Origin of the sequence: Tropicibacter sp. S64 (assembly GCF_049803835.1) — a bacterium.
GTDB lineage: Bacteria > Pseudomonadota > Alphaproteobacteria > Rhodobacterales > Rhodobacteraceae > Pacificoceanicola.
On record NZ_JBNAGK010000007.1, the window covers coordinates 190,515 to 205,637 of the forward strand.

Sequence of the window (15,123 nt, forward strand, 5' to 3'; positions counted from 1 at the left end):
TCCCCTCTGGGGAGGGTCAGGGTGGGGGCGGTTCTCCCGATAATCAAGCGCGTTTGAGAAGGCTCGTCGTGACAAAGACCAGCGCCGCGACGCAGACGATGGACGGCCCCGCCGGGGCGTCGAGGGCGTAGGCGCCCCAAAGACCGGCGACGGCTGAGACCGCGCCGATCCCGGCCGCGGTCAGGGCCATCTGTTCCGGGGTGCGCGACAGCGGACGGGCTGCGGCGGCGGGGATGATGAGCATGGCTGCGATCAGCAGCACGCCGACGACCTTGATCGCCACGGCGACGGTGATCGCGAGGGCCAGCGTCAGGATCAGCTGCTCGCGGCGCGGGTCGATGCCGGAAGCATACGCCAGGTCTTCGCTCAGCGTCGCTGTGAGCAGCGCCGACCAGCGCCAGCCGATCAGCCCGGCGACCAGCGCCGCGCCGGTCCAGATCACCCCGAGGTCGGCCCTGGAGACCGAGAGGATGTCGCCGAAGAGGTAGGCCATCAGGTCGATGCGGATGCCCGACAGGAAGGACACGGCGACGAGGCCGAAGGCCAGCGCCGAATGCGCCAGCACGCCCAGCAGCGTGTCCATGGCGTGGCCGCGCCCGGTGAGCAGGCTCACCGTCAGCGCCATGGCCAGCGCCACGGCCAGCGCCCCGGTGAAGATCGAGATCTGCAGCGCGAGGGACAGGGCCACGCCGAGGATCGCCGCGTGGGCGGTGGCATCGCCGAAATAGGCCATGCGCCGCCACACGACGAAGCTGCCGAGCGGGGCGGCGGCCACGGCGAGACCGACACCGGCCAGGGCGGCGCGGGTCATGAAATCGTCAAGCATCTATTCGGCGGCCTCAGTGGGTTTATGGGAATGCGCCCCGTGCGGGTGGCCGTGCGGGTGATCGTGGCCGCAGGTCTCGTCATGGGCGTGATCGTGTTCGTGCCGGTAGAGCGCCAGCGCCCCGCCAGTGCCGGTGCCGAAGAGGGCGCGATACTCGGGCGCGGCGGAGACGATCTCCGGCGTGCCCTCGCAACAGACATGGCCGTTGAGGCAGATCACCCGGTCGGAGGCGCTCATCACGACGTGCAACTCGTGGCTGATCATCAGCACCGCGCAGCCGGTTTCTTGCCGGACCTGCTCGATCTGCTGGTAAAAGGCGGCGGAGCCGGGCTGGTCGAGGCCCTGCGTTGCCTCGTCGAGCAGCAGAAGTTCGGGATCGGCGATCAGCGCCCGGGCGAGCAGCACACGCTGCATCTGGCCGCCGGAGAGGGCGGACATCTGGCGCCCGGCCAGGTCCGGCACCCCGGCGCGCTCCAGTGCCCGGGTACAGGTGGCCTCGGCGGTACGGCCCGGCAGGCGCAGGAACCGCGCCACGGTGATCGGCAGCGTCGGGTCGATGTGCAGCTTTTGCGGCACGTAGCCGATGCGCAGGCCCGGTTTGCGGGTGATGCTGCCGGAGACCGGCCGGGTCGCGCCGATCAGCGTGCGCAGCAGCGTCGTCTTGCCGGAGCCATTGGGGCCGACGATGGTGACGATCTCGCCCGGCTGGAGGTCGAGCGAGACGTCATGCAGCACCGTGTGCCCGCCATAGGCGGCGCGGATGTTGCGGGCGGAGACGAGGCTCATGACGCGGCTTTCCCGGCGCAGGCGGGGCAGAGGCCGACCGCTTCGATCAGCGTTCCCTCGATGGTGAAGCCGGTGGCGCGGGCGGCCTCGCCCAGGGCGCTGCGGGCGGACTGCGCCTCGGCCACGGACTGGCAGGCGCGGCAGATCATGAAGGCGGGCGCATGCTCCTCGCCGGGGTGGGCGCAGGCGATGAAGGCATTCAGGCGCTCGATCTTGTGGGCAAAACCGTTGGCGGTGAGGAAGTCCAGCGCGCGGTAGGCCACCGGCGGCTGCGAGCCGTAGCCCGCCTCCTTCAGACGGTCGAGCATCTCGTAGGCGCCCAGGGCGCGGTGCTCCTGCAGCAGGATTTCCAGCGCGGCGCGGCGCACGGGGGTAAAGCGCAGCCCTTCCGCCTCGCAATGCGATTCGGCGGCGGCAAGCGCGGCACGGATGCAGCCCCTGTGATCGTGCTTGCCGAACCCGACGGGATCGGGCGCAGCGGTTTCCCGGCCTGAGCCACTTGTCATGTTATAATATATCCTGTATCGGCACGTTACGTTATAAAATCACATGGAGTCGCCAATGTCCAGAAACCTCGTGCCCTCCGCCCTCGCGGGCGTGCTCTTGTCCGGTTCCGCCCTGGCTGACGTGCCGCGCGTGGCGGTGGACATCGCCCCGGTGCATGCGCTGGTGGCGCAGGTGATGGCAGGGGTGGGCGAGCCGTCGCTGATCGTCTCGCCGGGGGCGAGCCCGCATGAATTCTCGCTGCGCCCCTCGCAGGCGGGTGCCTTGCAGGACGCGGACGTGGTGGTCTGGGTCAGCCCGGACCTGACGCCCTGGCTGGGCGAGGCGATGGAGTCCCTGGCGCAAGGGGCGGTAAGCCTGGAGTTGCTGGAGACCGACGGAACGGTGGAACTGCCTCTGCGCGAGGGCGCGTCTTTCGAGGCCCATGAACACGGCGGCGACGCCCATGACACCGATCATGACGACGAAAATGACCATGACCATGACCATGACCACGGGCACGGCACCCATGATCCGCATGCCTGGCTGTCGCCGGACAATGGCGCGGTCTGGCTGGACGCGATTGCGACGGTGCTGGCGCAGGCCGATCCGGAGCACGCGGCGGCATATGCCGCCAATGCGGAGGCCGGGAAGGCGGAGCTGGCGGCGCTGAAGGCAGAGATCGACGGCATCCTCGCCCCGGTGCGCGGCGGGCATTTCATCGTCTTCCACGATGCCTACCAGTATTTCGAAGCGGCGTTCGACATGCCTGCCACGGGCGCGATTTCCCTGTCGGATGCGGCGCGGCCAAGCCCGGCGCGGATCGCGGAGATCCGGGGCCGCGTGGCCGCGGAAGGGGTGACCTGCGTGCTGTCCGAGCCGCAGTTCGATCCGGGGATCGTCGCGGCAGTGATGGACGGCAGCGGCGCGCGGACCGGGGTTCTGGACCCGATGGGATCGGGGCTTGAGCCGGGGCCGGGCCTTTATGGCGACATGCTGCGGGGGCTGGCGGTGGCTTTGGCCGGCTGCCTGTGAGGCCCTAATCCAGCGTCCGGCGGAACCGGGTCAGGGCCAGCGCGGCGAGGACCAGGACAAAGCCGGTGAGCGCGGCGAAGGGGGCGGCCACGGTGGTGGCGTCGGCCCCCTTGAGCATGACGGAGCGGATCAGGCGCAGGAAATGCGTCAGCGGGAAGATCTCCCCGAGCCGCTGCGCCCAGAGCGGCATGCCGCGATAGGGGAACATGAACCCCGAGAGCATGAGCGAGGGCAGGAAGAAGAAGAAGGTCAGCTGCATGGCCTGCAGCTGGGTCCGGGCCGCGGTGGAGATGAGATAGCCGAGGATCACGAGGGCAAGGACAAACAGGAAGATGCCCGCGAGGATCACGTGCAGCTTTCCGACGAAGGGCACGCTGAACAGCAGCCGGGCCGCGACGAGGACCACCACCACCTGCACCGCACCGACGACGAAATAGGGCAGCACCTTGCCGAGCATGATTTCCAGCGGGGTTGCGGGCATGGAGAGCAGGGTCTCCATGGTGCCGCGCTCGATCTCGCGGGTCAGCGCCATGGCGGTCATCATCACCATGGTCAGCTGCAGGATCACCCCCAGAAGGCCGGGCACGATGTTGTATTGCGTGACGCCTTCGGGGTTGTAGCGGCGATGGACGACGGTTTCGATGGGCGGCGCGGTGGCTGCCGCGCCGGTCTCGCGGACAAGCGCCTGCTGCGCCACGGTGCTCAGGGTCGAGACGGCGCCGGAGGCGACGGAAGGGTCGGTGGCGTCGGCCTCGATCAGGATCTGCGCCTGTTCGCCGCGCTCCACGCGCCTGCCGAAGTCGGAGGGCACGGTGACGACGAAGGCGACATCGCCCCGGGCGATCATCGCCTCGGCCTGTGCCGCCGTCGCATCGGGGACGATAAAGCGGTAATAGCCGGTCAGCTCCAGCGCCGTGACCATGGCGCGGGTGAAGCGGTCCTGCGTCGGCGCGACAAGCGCGGCGGGCAGTTCCTTCGGGTCGGTGTTGATGGCGAAGCCGAAGAGCAGGAGTTGCAGCAAGGGCACGCCGAGCATCATGGCAAAGGTGATGCGGTCGCGGCGCATCTGGATGCTTTCCTTGCGCAGGAGGGTCAGCAGGCGGCGGGGGGAGAGAAAGCGGACCATCAGGCGTTGTCCGGCGATGCGTTCATCAGCTTGATGAAGACGTCTTCGAGCGAGGTTTCGGATTTGACAAGCGCGGTTTTGGTCGCCTGCGCGACCTGCCGGGCGGAGGCCTCCAGTGCCGCGCCGTCGCGGCCGACGACGTGCAGCGTGGTGCCGAAGGGGGCGATCTGATCGACGCCGGGCATGCCCTTGAGCCGTTTGGCAGCCTCAGCCGTGCCGGGGCCGGAGAGGGTGAACGTGACCAGGCCCGCTTCGGCGATGACCTCGGGGACCGTGCCGGAGGCCACCAGCCGGCCGTAGGCGATATAGTTGATCCGGTGACAGCGCTCCGCCTCGTCCATGTAATGAGTCGAGACAAGGACCGTCAGGCCGTCACCGGCGAGGCGGTGGATTTCGTCCCAGAATTCGCGTCGCGCCAGCGGATCGACGCCTGCAGTCGGCTCGTCCAGCAGGAGCAGTTTGGGGCGGTGCATGATGCAGGCGGCGAGCGCGAGGCGCTGTTTCCAGCCGCCGGAGAGCGAGCCTGCCAATTGGTGTTTGCGGCTGGTCAGACCGAGGTCCGCCAGCGTATCCGCGACGCTTTGGCGCTCCGGTTTCAGCCGGTAGAGCCCGGCGACGAAACGCAGGTTCTCCTCGATGGTCAGGTCCTCGTAGAAGGAGAACTTCTGCGTCATGTAGCCGACTTCGAGCTTGATCCGGCGGCCTTGGCTCAGGATGTCATAGCCGAGTACGCGGCCCGTTCCGGCGTCTGGCGAGAGCAGACCGCACATCAGGCGGATCGTCGTGGTCTTGCCCGAGCCATTGGGACCGAGGAAGCCCGCGATCTCGCCGCGTTGCACGGTCAGCGTCACGTCGTCCACCACGGTGCGCCCGCCGAAACTCTTGGTCAGGCCATGCACGTCTATGGCGGGCTCGGCGGTCATTGCGGCGTGTCCGGGAGGGCGACGTCGATGATCTGGCCGGGCTTGAGCTCCGCGCCCTCGGTCGGGCGGGCCTCGATCAGGTAGACCAGCTTCTGGCGGCTTTCGAGCGAGTAGATCACCGGCGGGGTGAATTCCGGCCCGTCGGCGATATAGGTGACGCGGGCGGTCAGCCCCTCGGCGCAGCCGTCGCAATGGACGTCGAGCACGGTGTCGAGCCCGATGCGGGCGAGCTGGGTTTCCGGCACATAGAGCCGCAGCTTGACCGCGCCGGTGCCGAGGAAGGAGAGCACCGGGGCGGTCGGCCCGGCGATCTCGCCCTCGATGCGGATGACATCGGCGATCCGTCCGGGGCCGGGGGCGTGCAGGGCGCGTTGTTCGAGGTTCCAGGCCGCCTGATCGCGGGCGGCGCGGGCGCCATCGACGGTGGCCTTGGCGGCGGCGATTTCCTGCGGTCTCGCCGGGAGCCGCGCAACGGCGAGGTTGGCCTCGATCTCCGCCCGTTTGGCGCGGGCGACATCGGCGGCGGTGTCGGCATCGTCGGCCTGCGCCTGCGTGGCGGCGCCACGTTGAACGAGGGTGTCGTAGCGGGCCGCCTCGCGCTCGGCCTGCGCCACCTGCGCGGTAGCGGAGGCGAGGGCGGCCTCGATCACGCGGATCTCCGCCTCGCGCTTGCCCTCGGTCAGGTTCGCGGCCTGGCTTTCGGCGCGGGCAAGCGCGGCCTCCGCCTCCGACAGGGCGATCCGGGCGTCGCGCGATTGCATGGAGACGAGCAGGTCGCCGGTCTGCACCGCGTCGCCGCGCCGGACGTGAAGCTGCTCGATCTGGGCGGCGGCGACCGGGGCGATCAGGGTGTAATCACCCTCCACATAGCCGGTGGCGAAGGGGCCCGGCGGGGCGCAGGGGTTCAGGAGCGCAGCGGCGAAAGGCAGGGCGCAGATGAGGTCGATCATGGCGTGCGGCTCGCTTCGATTGTAGCGCGGAGACTGTGGACGACGGTGTCGGCGATGGCTTTTGCCTCGGTGGGACCGAGGGTGTCCCAACCCATGCGGCGGCGGATCACCGGCAGGCCGATGCGGAAATAGATCACCTGCCCGAGGGCGGCGAAGACGGCGAGACGGGTCTGCGGACTGCCCGCGTCCTGCCCTGTGGCGGCGGCCCAGAGATGGCAGAGCTCGCGGTGCTTGTGCGCGATCACGCGGTCATAGAGCACGTCGAGCGCCGCGCTGCTGCCGCTGCTCATCTCGCGCAGGATGAAGGGGACGACGGGCGCGCCGGGCTCGCCCAGCAGGAGGAAATAGACCATGCGGCGCAGCAGCGCTTCGAGCAGGTTGATGGCCTGCGCGGCAGGCAGGCTTTGCGGCAGCGGACCGAGGGCGGCGGCCTCGGCAAGACGGCGGGCGACTTCGGCGGCGCAGGCCTCGTGCAGGCCCTGCTTGCCGCCGAAATGATAAGCGATGGAGGCGATGTTGGTCTGCGCCTGCGCGGCAATCTCGCGTGTGGAGGTGGCGTCGAACCCCTTGCGCCCGAACAGGTCGAGTGCCGCGTCGAGCAGCGCCTTGGGCGTGCCCTGCGGGGCGTCTTCGGGGATTTGGAAGGACTCGGGCATGGGTGAAAGAATAAATCAATCGTTTGATTGAATCAAGCGAGCCCGATCAGAGCGGCACCTCCCGCGTGTGTTTGATCCGGCGCAGGGCGAAGATCGTCGACGTGCCCGCGACGCAGTCGAGCTCCAGCAGGCGGCGCATCAGGATGGCCTCGAAATCGGCGATGTCGCGGACGACCATGTGCAGCATGTAGTCCCACTCGCCCGTGACCGAGTAGACCTCGAGAATCGACGGCTCCGCATCCACGGTGCGCTGGAAGGCGGCGCGGCTGTCCGCGTCCTGCGATTTCATCCGGATCTGGCAATAGACATCCATGCCGCGCCCGACCCTGGCGGGGTCCACAAGGCGCACCGGCGGGCCGATGATGCCGCGCTCTTCGAGGGACCGGATGCGGCGCCAGACGGTGGCGGGGGAGGTGTTGGTGGCCTCCGCCAGTTCGGCGGTGCTGGCGGAGGCATCGCGCTGCAGGATCGAAAGGAGTTTCGCGTCGGAGTCGGAGATGTGATCGGATGATGTCATGATGTCGGTGTTTCGTGAAGGGATGCGTTCAAAGAGTGTCGGTTTGGTGACAATGTTGAAAGCCCTTTTCACAGGATTTCGGGCAAGATGGTCGTCAAACCTGTCCAATCCGGAGGACCCGCCATGACCGATCAGACCCCGATCCTGCGCGATTACGCCCTGTCCGACCGTTACACCCGGACCTCGGGCCGCGTGTTCCTGACCGGCACGCAGGCCATCGTGCGCATCGCGCTCGATCAGGCGCGGCGGGACCGGGCGCGGGGGCTGGATACGCGGGGCTACGTCTCGGGCTATCGCGGCTCGCCGGTGGGCGGGATCGACCTCGAAATCGGGCGCAACCGCGCCCTGATCGAAGAGGCGGGCGTGACCTTCCTGCCCGCGGTGAACGAGGAGTTCGGCGCGACGCAGATGATCGGCACGCAGCAGGTGGAGACCGATCCGCACAAGACCTGTCAGGCGGTGTTCGGCCTGTGGTACGGCAAGGGGCCGGGCGTGGATCGGGCCGGGGATGCGCTCAAACACGGCAACGCCTACGGGGCCTCGCCGCATGGCGGGGTGCTGGTGGTGGCGGGCGACGACCACGGTTGCGTCTCGTCGTCCATGTCGCATCAGTCCGACGTCGCATTCATGAATTTCTTCATGCCGGTGTTGAATCCGGCGAATGTGGCGGAGTTCCTGCCTTTCGCCGAGTGGGGCTATGCGCTGTCGCGGTTCTCCGGCATGTGGGTGGGCTTCAAGGCGATCTCGGAGACGGTGGAGAGCGGCATGGCCGTCGACCTCGCGCCCGAGCGGGCGTTCGTGACGCCGGAGTTCACACCGCCCGCGGATGGGCTGCACTATCGCTGGCCGGACCTGCCCGGGCCACAGATCGAGGCACGGCTGGAGCACAAGAAGAACGCCGTGCTGGCCTTTGCCCGCGCCAACCCGATCGACCGCGCCGAATGGGGGCATGACGCACGGTTCGGGATCGTGACCACGGGCAAGGCGCATCTCGATGTGCTGGAGGCGCTGCGGCTGTTGGGGATCGACCAGGCGCGGGCGGCGACGCTTGGCATCGACGTCTACAAGGTCGGCATGGTCTGGCCGCTGGAGCATGACGGGGCGCTGGATTTTGCGCATGAGAAGGACGAGTTGCTGATCGTCGAGGAAAAGCGTGGCATCATCGAGAGCCAGCTGAAGGAGTATTTCTATGACTTCCCGGGCCGCAAGCCGCGCCGGATGGTCGGCAAGCGGGACGAGAGCGGGGCTCGGCTGATCCCCTGGACGGCAGAACTCGGCCCGGTGATGCTGGCCCGGCATATCGCGGCGCGGTTGGCGCGGAACGGCATCGTGGACCTGACGGAACGGGCGGCCCATGTGGCGGCGGAGCCGGCGCCGATCCTGGTCGAGGGGGCGACGCGGACGCCGTATTTCTGCTCGGGCTGCCCGCACAACACTTCCACGAAGGTGCCGGAGGGGTCGGAGGCCTTTGCCGGTATCGGCTGTCATTTCATGGCCAGCTGGATGGGGCGGAACACGACCTCGCTGATCCAGATGGGTGGCGAGGGAGTGAATTGGGTGTCCCGCTCGCGCTTCAACGGCAACCGGCATGTGTTCCAGAACCTCGGGGAGGGCACCTACTACCATTCCGGCTCGCTGGCGATCCGGCAGGCGATTGCGGCGGGGACCAACATCACCTTCAAGATCCTGTTCAACGATGCGGTTGCGATGACGGGCGGGCAGCATGTGGACGGGCCGATCTCGGTCGAGGCGATTGCGCGCTCGGTGCTGGCGGAGGGGGCGAAGCGGGTGGTGATGGTGTCGGATCAGCCACAGGGCCTGCCGACGTTGCCCGGTGTTCAATCGTTTGACAGAAGCGACATGGACCGGGTGCAGCGGGAGTTACGGGAGATTCCCGGGACCACGGTGCTGATCTACCAGCAGACCTGCGCCACGGAGAAACGACGGTTGCGCAAGCGCGGGAAGATGGACGATCCGAAGCGGTTCGCGGTCATCAATCCGCTGGTCTGCGAGGGCTGCGGCGATTGTTCGGTGGAGAGCAATTGTCTGAGCGTGGAGCCACTGGAGACGGAGTTCGGACGCAAGCGGAAGATCAACCTGAACACCTGCAACAAGGATTTCACCTGTCTGAACGGGTTCTGTCCGAGTTTCGTGACGGTCGAGGGGGCGACGTTGAAGAAAGGCGTGGAGCGCGGCGAGGCGGCGTTTGCACGGCTGTCGAAGGCGCTGCCGGAGCCGGTGCTGCCGTCCTTGGCAGAGCCGTGGGACATCGTCGTCACCGGGGTTGGCGGCACCGGGGTTGTCACGGTCGGGCAAGTGATCGCCATGGCGGCCAACCTGGAGGGAAAGGCGGCCTCGGTGCTCGACTTCATGGGCTTTGCGCAGAAGTTCGGGCCGGTCATCAGCTATATCCGCATGGGCGAAGGCGGGGTGAACCAGGTGCGGGTGGAGCCGGGTTCGGCGGATGCGCTGATCGGCTGCGATGTGGTGGTCTCGTCCTCGCCGAAGGCCTCGCAGACGGTCCACAAGGGCACCCGCGCGGTGATGAACACCGCTGTCATGCCGACAGGGGATCTGGTGCGGAACCGGGATGCGGATTTGCGGGTGGAGACGCGGGTCAAGGCGGTGGCCGATGCGGTCGGGGCGCTGCGGACACTCGATGCCAATGCGTTGTCGGAGGCGCTGCTGGGCGAGACGGTCTTTGCCAACGTGATGATGCTGGGCGCGGCCTGGCAGGCGGGGCTGGTGCCGCTGTCGCTGGACGCGCTGATGCGGGCGATCGAATTGAACGGGGTTAAGCCGGAGTTGAACAAACGCGCCTTCGGCTGGGGCCGGATCGTGGTGCAGGACCCGGCGGCGGTGGAGGCGGCGGCAGGGCTGACGCCCGCGCCGGTGGCCTCGCTGGAGGAGCAGATCGCGCGGCGGGAAGCGTTCCTGGCGGAGTATCAGGACGCGACATGGGCGGCGCGGTATCGCGATGCGATTGCAGGTGTGCGGGACGCGGAGGTGCGGGTCACCGGCGCGGCGGGGCCGTTGACGGAGGCGGCGGCCAAGGGTCTGTTCAAGCTGATGAGTTACAAGGACGAATACGAGGTGGCGCGGCTGCACAGCGAGACCGGGTTCCGAGCGGGCCTCAAGGATCGGTTCGAGGGAGAGTTCACCGTCATTCACCACCTCGCGCCGCCGATGCTGCCGGGCAGGGATGCGCGAGGGCGTCCGATGAAGCGTCGGTTCGGTGCCTGGGTGCAGCCGGTGCTGCGGGTTCTGGCGAAGGGGCGACGTCTGCGCGGCACGGCGTTCGATCCCTTCGGCTACAGCGCGGAGCGGCGCATGGAGCGGGGTTTGATCGAAGAATACCGGGGCGTGCTGGACCGGCTGACTGGCGGTCTGACACCCGGCAATGCCGCCGACGCCGCGCGGATTGCCGGACGGGTCATGGAGATCCGGGGCTTCGGTCCGGTGAAGGCGGAGGCCGTGGCGCAGGTGCGGCAGGCCATCGCCGCGGACCTCGAGGCGTATGGCGCCCGGTGATGCGCCGCGCGGCCTGGCTAGGCCGGCGCTGGTGACCGGGCAGGTCTGGCAGAACCCGTTTACGGACGGGTCAGGCTCCGGGTGTGACGGTGCTCATTTGCCGATCAGCCCCCGCGCCGAGCCCGCGATCAGCAGCGCCACGTCCCCGAGCGCGCGCATCGGCGAGACGTTGGGCGGCAGGGCGAGATAGCGCGGGCGCCACTCGGGCTGGAACTTCTGCTTGAAGGCGCGCAGGCCCTCGAAGTTGTAGAACGCGCCGCCGTGGCGGTAGATCAGCCGCCCGAAGCGGTTCCAGGATCGCGCGACCGAGCGTTCGGAAAGGCCCGAGAGCGGCGCGGTGCCGAGGCTGAACTCCGCCGCACCAGCGTCCCTGTAGTGCTCGATCAGGCACAGGAACATGAACTCGATCAGGCCGGAGGCTTCCTCGGGGAGGTAGCGCATCAGGTCGATGGCGACCTTGGTGCCGTCCGCCGCGGTGAGGATGTTGGCGAAGGCCACGATGCGGCCGGACTTGCGCACCACGGCGATGTCGAAGCGGTCGAGATAGGCGGCGTCGAATTGCCCCACGGAAAAGCCCTTCTCGCTGCCGGTCTTGCCGCCGAGCCAGGCCTCGGAGATGGTTTGCAGTTCTGCGATCAGCGCCGGATCATGCGGCGCGGGCAGCAGGGTGCAGTCGAAGCCATCCTTCCGCCGCTTGTTCAGGGCGGCGCGCATGGTCTTGAAACGCCCGCCCGCGAGGCTGAACTCCGGCAGGCGCACGACGGCTTCCTCGCCGATCTTGTGCAGTGTCAGGCCAAGCTCGGGCCAGAGCGCGAGGTTGCGGCCGCTGACCTCGTAGAACACCGGGCGGCCATTGGCGCGGGTTGCCTGCTCGGCGAAGGACCAGGCCAGGGACTCGAACTCGGCGGGATCGCCCACCGGATCGCCGAGCGCCACCCAGGATGCACCGCGCACGGCGTACATGATGAAGGAGCGTCCGGTCTCGGAGAACAGGAAGCGCTTGTCGCCGGTCAGGCCAAGCCAGGCATGCGGATCGTCGGCCTGTGCACAGAGGCTGGCCGCCCGCGACAGGACATCCGCGCCGGCATCGACCGGGGCCGTCCGGCGGATCGGGCGTGTCAGCAGGAAGACCCCGAAGAACAGCAGCACCGCCGTTGCCGCCAGCGCCGCCCGCAGCGTGCGCGGCGTGCTTGAATCGTGTGCGAACTCAGACCAGAGGTCGCTGGAGAAGGGGACCGCCTTGTGCATGAAGAAGAAGAAGGCGGCGGCCACGATGGCGGTTCCGATGACGGTGACGAACCACATCGGCTCGAACACCCCCGAGGTCAGCCGCCCGGGACGGTCGAAGGCGCCCCGGAACGGCAGCAGCGCCAGTGCACCGATCAGCAGGATCGCCGCATTCTCGATGCCGAAGTCGTTGAGCAGCGAGGCGGCGGTGCCAACCAGCAGTGCACAGATGGCGAACCACCAGGCGGAGGAGACCTTGCGGGCGAGCCCGTGCGAGGTGATCAGCAGCACCACGCCCGCGACGGCGGAGGCGAGGGTGCCGCCCTCCAGCAGCAGCTCGCCGACGAGATCGCGCTCGGCGATGGCGTCGGCGCGGACGGCGGGGATCATGGTGACGAGCAGCAGGTAGGCGCCGAACCCGAAGGCGACGATCGCCACGAGGCCGGGCGCGAGGCCATGCAGGGTGGCAATCGCGGGCTGGATCCCCGGGGCCCGCGCCCAGAGGCGCGCCCCTATGCCGCTGGCCAGCCGGGCCTCGTTGAGCGTGACGATCAGGAAGGCGAACGCGAAGGGCAGGAGGTAATAGACCAGCCGGAACAGCAGCAGCGCGGCGGCGGCGTCGCTGACCGGGACGGAGGCGGGCAGGGTGCCGATCACCACGGTCTCGAAGACGCCGACGCCACCGGGCACGTGGCTCATGACACCGACCATCATGGCGGCGGCATAGACGGCGATGAAAGTGGCGTAATCGGGCTTTCCTGCGGGCAGCAGCACCCAGAGCGCGAAGGCGGCGGCGGCGACGTCGATCAGGGTGACCACCAGCTGGCCGAAGAGGTCGGCGGGCGGCGGCATGCGCAGCTGGTGGCCACGGATGCCGATGCTGCGCTGGGACACGGAGAGCCAGCCGATGGCGAGCACCGAGACCACGGTGATCGCCGCGGCGACCAGACGGATGGTCCCCGGACTGTAGGGCAGCCAGACTCCGACCGCGCCGGGATGCACGGCCAGCGCCGCGATTCCGACGAGGGTCAGCCCGGTGCCGAGGGCGAGGCCGATGTAGCCGGAGACCGCCGCCACCTCGAAGCCGTTGAGACCAAAGGCGGAGTAGATCCGGTAACGCACCGCGCCGCCGGACACCACGCTGACGCCGATGGTGTTGCCGAAGGCGTAGCCGAGGAAGCCGCCTAAGGCGACGACGCTGCGATCCAGCGAGCGGCCGATGAAGCGCAGCCCGAACCAGTCATAGAAGATCAGCGCCACATAGCCGACCGCCGTGGCGGCGAGGGCGGCGGCCAGCGTGGCGGTGGGCGTGGCGCGGATCTGCGCCGCGATGTCCGCCGGGTCGACGGGCCTGAGCAGGTGGTAGAGCGCGTAGAGACCGGCCGCGAACAGCGCCGCGCCAATTGCGATGGGCGCCGCGTGTCGCAGGGATTGAAGGGTCAGTCGGGCCATCCCGCACTCCGCATCGTTTTTGCCAGGTCGTTGCCCGGGTGTGGTTACCCGGTCCCGTGCCGGAATGGAAAGCATCATTGCGGGATAGGCCGACTTCCTTGCGCAAAAGCCCGTGCGCCCCGATCTGCGATGCGGGGCGCGAGTCGGGTCAGGCCTTGCGGCCCGCAGTGCCCAGCCGCCGCGAGAGCGGCAGCAGCGCGACCAGGGAGATCGCGGCAAAGCCGGCGCCCGCGAGGAAGGTCCATTCCGCGCCGAAACCCTGCCACAACGCCCCGGCGATCACGCTGGCGAGCAGCAGCGCAAGGCCGGTGACGAGGTTGACCATGCCGAAGGCGGTTCCGCGCAGTTCGGCTGGGACGGATTCGGCCACGAGGGCGGCCAGCACCCCTTGGGTGAAGCCCATGTGCAGCCCCCAGAGCAGCACCCCGGCGGCGAGCCCGGGCAGCCCCTGCGCCAGCGCCAGCACGAGGTCGGCCACCACCAGCAGGCCCAGCCCCACGGCGAGCAGCCCGGCGCGTCCGGTCCGGTCCGAGACCACCCCGACCGGCCAGGCGGAGAGCGCGTAGACCGCGTTCATGCCGACGAAGACCAGCGGCAGCAGCATCAGCGGCAGGCCGCTGTCCTCGGCCCGCAGGATCAGGAAAGCCTCGCTGAACCGGGCCAGCGTGAACAGGGCCGCGACGGCGACGATCCACCAGTAGGGTTTGCCGAGCAGGCGCAGCTCCGCCCGGGACAGCGGATGGCGCACGGGGCGCAGGTCCGGGCTGCGCGGCGGTTCGCGGACGGCGGTGAGGATCAGGACAAACGCGAGGACGGCGGGAATCACCGCCACCCAGAACACGCTGCGGAAATCATTGGCGAAGAGGGCCATCAGTCCGATGGCCAGCAGCGGCCCTAGGAAGGCGCCCAGCGTGTCGAGCGACTGGCGCAGACCGAAGGCGGCGCCGCGCAGGCCCTCCGGCGCGAGGTCGGCCACCAGCGCGTCGCGGGGCGCCCCGCGAATGCCCTTGCCGATGCGGTCGATGAAACGGGCGGCGATCACCCAGCCGATGGAGGACGCCAGCGGGAACACCGGCTTGGTCAGCGCCGCGAGTCCGTAGCCGAGTGCCGCCAGTTCCTTGCGCCGCCCGATGCGGTCCGAGAGCGCACCGGAAAAGACCTTGGTGATCGCGGCGGTGGCTTCGGCGATGCCCTCGATGACGCCCACGGCGAGGGCCGTCGCCCCGAGACCGGCTGTCAGGTAGACCGGCAGAAGTGCGTGGATCATCTCGGAGGAGACATCCATCAGCATGGAAACACAGCCGAGCACCCAGATCCCCGCGGGCAGGCGCAGGGTAGCCCCGGGGGCACGCGTGGTCTGTTTCATCTGTGCCCTTCCGTCTCTGGGCCTGGCCCGGCGCCGTCGGGGCGATGGTTGGTCCAAAGGCGCATGCGGGTCAATGCTCCGCCGGGCGCGTGACGCCCGCCACCAACTGGCAGCGCGGTTTCGTCGCGGGGCGCGGGACGGTTTGGGGCACACCGGGACATGGGCCGGTTGCCGATCGTGGGAGCGATCGCGGCCTGTGGAGGCAACTGCGGACAGAAGGGCCGGTCCGGGAAACCGGCCCTTCT

Annotated in this window: 12 protein-coding genes; 2 read left to right on the forward strand and 10 right to left on the reverse strand. The window is 68.8% G+C overall.

From position 1 onward, the window contains the following. Positions 1-43 precede the first annotated feature (43 nt). From ACP159_RS13140 to ACP159_RS13150, 3 genes are read right to left on the reverse strand one after another with little or no spacing between them, the layout of a single operon-like run. Positions 44-826 (reverse strand): metal ABC transporter permease, encoded by a 783-nt coding sequence (locus ACP159_RS13140; RefSeq protein ID WP_425100181.1) that lies wholly within the window; start codon positions 824-826, stop codon positions 44-46. Then, a complete protein-coding gene (locus ACP159_RS13145; RefSeq protein WP_425100182.1) occupies positions 827-1,612 on the reverse strand; it encodes an ATP-binding cassette domain-containing protein in 786 nt (261 codons plus the stop codon). Further along, positions 1,609-2,118, reverse strand: a complete 510-nt coding sequence (locus ACP159_RS13150) for a transcriptional repressor (protein ID WP_425100183.1) — start codon at positions 2,116-2,118, stop codon at positions 1,609-1,611. Before ACP159_RS13150 ends, ACP159_RS13145 begins: the two co-directional genes overlap by 4 nt. A 55-nt stretch (positions 2,119-2,173) precedes the next feature. On the opposite strand from ACP159_RS13150, the gene ACP159_RS13155 reads away from it, so the two are divergent. Then, on the forward strand, positions 2,174-3,130 hold the full coding sequence (locus ACP159_RS13155; RefSeq protein ID WP_425100184.1) for a zinc ABC transporter substrate-binding protein: 957 nt from the start codon (positions 2,174-2,176) through the stop codon (positions 3,128-3,130). A gap of 4 nt (positions 3,131-3,134) precedes the next feature. Here ACP159_RS13155 and ACP159_RS13160 read toward each other — a convergent pair whose 3' ends face one another. From ACP159_RS13160 to ACP159_RS13180, 5 genes are read right to left on the reverse strand one after another with little or no spacing between them, the layout of a single operon-like run. Continuing rightward, complete coding sequence (locus ACP159_RS13160; RefSeq protein ID WP_425100185.1) at positions 3,135-4,256, reverse strand: ABC transporter permease; 1,122 nt, start codon at positions 4,254-4,256, stop codon at positions 3,135-3,137. Continuing rightward, positions 4,256-5,179: an ABC transporter ATP-binding protein gene (locus ACP159_RS13165; RefSeq protein WP_425100186.1), complete on the reverse strand. Its 924-nt coding sequence runs from the start codon at positions 5,177-5,179 to the stop codon at positions 4,256-4,258. The genes ACP159_RS13160 and ACP159_RS13165 overlap by 1 nt, the downstream gene beginning before the upstream one ends. Further along, complete coding sequence (locus tag ACP159_RS13170; RefSeq protein ID WP_425100187.1) at positions 5,176-6,129, reverse strand: HlyD family secretion protein; 954 nt, start codon at positions 6,127-6,129, stop codon at positions 5,176-5,178. Before ACP159_RS13170 ends, ACP159_RS13165 begins: the two co-directional genes overlap by 4 nt. Further along, the gene (locus ACP159_RS13175; protein ID WP_425100188.1) at positions 6,126-6,785 is read right to left on the reverse strand and encodes a CerR family C-terminal domain-containing protein; all 660 of its coding nucleotides are present in this window, start codon (positions 6,783-6,785) and stop codon (positions 6,126-6,128) included. The genes ACP159_RS13170 and ACP159_RS13175 overlap by 4 nt, the downstream gene beginning before the upstream one ends. 46 nt (positions 6,786-6,831) lie before the next feature. Further along, on the reverse strand, positions 6,832-7,302 hold the full coding sequence (locus ACP159_RS13180; RefSeq protein WP_425100189.1) for an Lrp/AsnC family transcriptional regulator: 471 nt from the start codon (positions 7,300-7,302) through the stop codon (positions 6,832-6,834). Positions 7,303-7,425: 123 nt separating this feature from the next. Here ACP159_RS13180 and ACP159_RS13185 point away from each other — a divergent pair, with 123 nt between their 5' ends. Beyond that, entirely contained in the window at positions 7,426-10,833 is a 3,408-nt protein-coding gene (locus tag ACP159_RS13185; RefSeq protein WP_425100190.1) for an indolepyruvate ferredoxin oxidoreductase family protein, read from the forward strand. Between the two features lie 93 nt (positions 10,834-10,926). On the opposite strand, the gene mprF is transcribed toward ACP159_RS13185, so the two are convergent. Further along, entirely contained in the window at positions 10,927-13,512 is a 2,586-nt protein-coding gene (mprF, locus tag ACP159_RS13190; protein WP_425100191.1) for a bifunctional lysylphosphatidylglycerol flippase/synthetase MprF, read from the reverse strand. Between the two features lie 148 nt (positions 13,513-13,660). Further along, a complete protein-coding gene (locus ACP159_RS13195) occupies positions 13,661-14,878 on the reverse strand; it encodes an MFS transporter (RefSeq protein ID WP_425100192.1) in 1,218 nt (405 codons plus the stop codon). Positions 14,879-15,123 lie beyond the last annotated feature (245 nt).

Coding starts and splice junctions, on each gene's coding strand:
- ACP159_RS13140 (WP_425100181.1), bottom strand. CDS start 826: ATGCTTGACGATTTCATGACCCGCGCCGCCCTGGCCGGTGTCGGTCTC.
- ACP159_RS13145 (WP_425100182.1), bottom strand. CDS start 1,612: ATGAGCCTCGTCTCCGCCCGCAACATCCGCGCCGCCTATGGCGGGCAC.
- ACP159_RS13150 (WP_425100183.1), bottom strand. CDS start 2,118: ATGACAAGTGGCTCAGGCCGGGAAACCGCTGCGCCCGATCCCGTCGGG.
- ACP159_RS13155 (WP_425100184.1), top strand. CDS start 2,174: ATGTCCAGAAACCTCGTGCCCTCCGCCCTCGCGGGCGTGCTCTTGTCC.
- ACP159_RS13160 (WP_425100185.1), bottom strand. CDS start 4,256: ATGGTCCGCTTTCTCTCCCCCCGCCGCCTGCTGACCCTCCTGCGCAAG.
- ACP159_RS13165 (WP_425100186.1), bottom strand. CDS start 5,179: ATGACCGCCGAGCCCGCCATAGACGTGCATGGCCTGACCAAGAGTTTC.
- ACP159_RS13170 (WP_425100187.1), bottom strand. CDS start 6,129: ATGATCGACCTCATCTGCGCCCTGCCTTTCGCCGCTGCGCTCCTGAAC.
- ACP159_RS13175 (WP_425100188.1), bottom strand. CDS start 6,785: ATGCCCGAGTCCTTCCAAATCCCCGAAGACGCCCCGCAGGGCACGCCC.
- ACP159_RS13180 (WP_425100189.1), bottom strand. CDS start 7,302: ATGACATCATCCGATCACATCTCCGACTCCGACGCGAAACTCCTTTCG.
- ACP159_RS13185 (WP_425100190.1), top strand. CDS start 7,426: ATGACCGATCAGACCCCGATCCTGCGCGATTACGCCCTGTCCGACCGT.
- mprF (WP_425100191.1), bottom strand. CDS start 13,512: ATGGCCCGACTGACCCTTCAATCCCTGCGACACGCGGCGCCCATCGCA.
- ACP159_RS13195 (WP_425100192.1), bottom strand. CDS start 14,878: ATGAAACAGACCACGCGTGCCCCCGGGGCTACCCTGCGCCTGCCCGCG.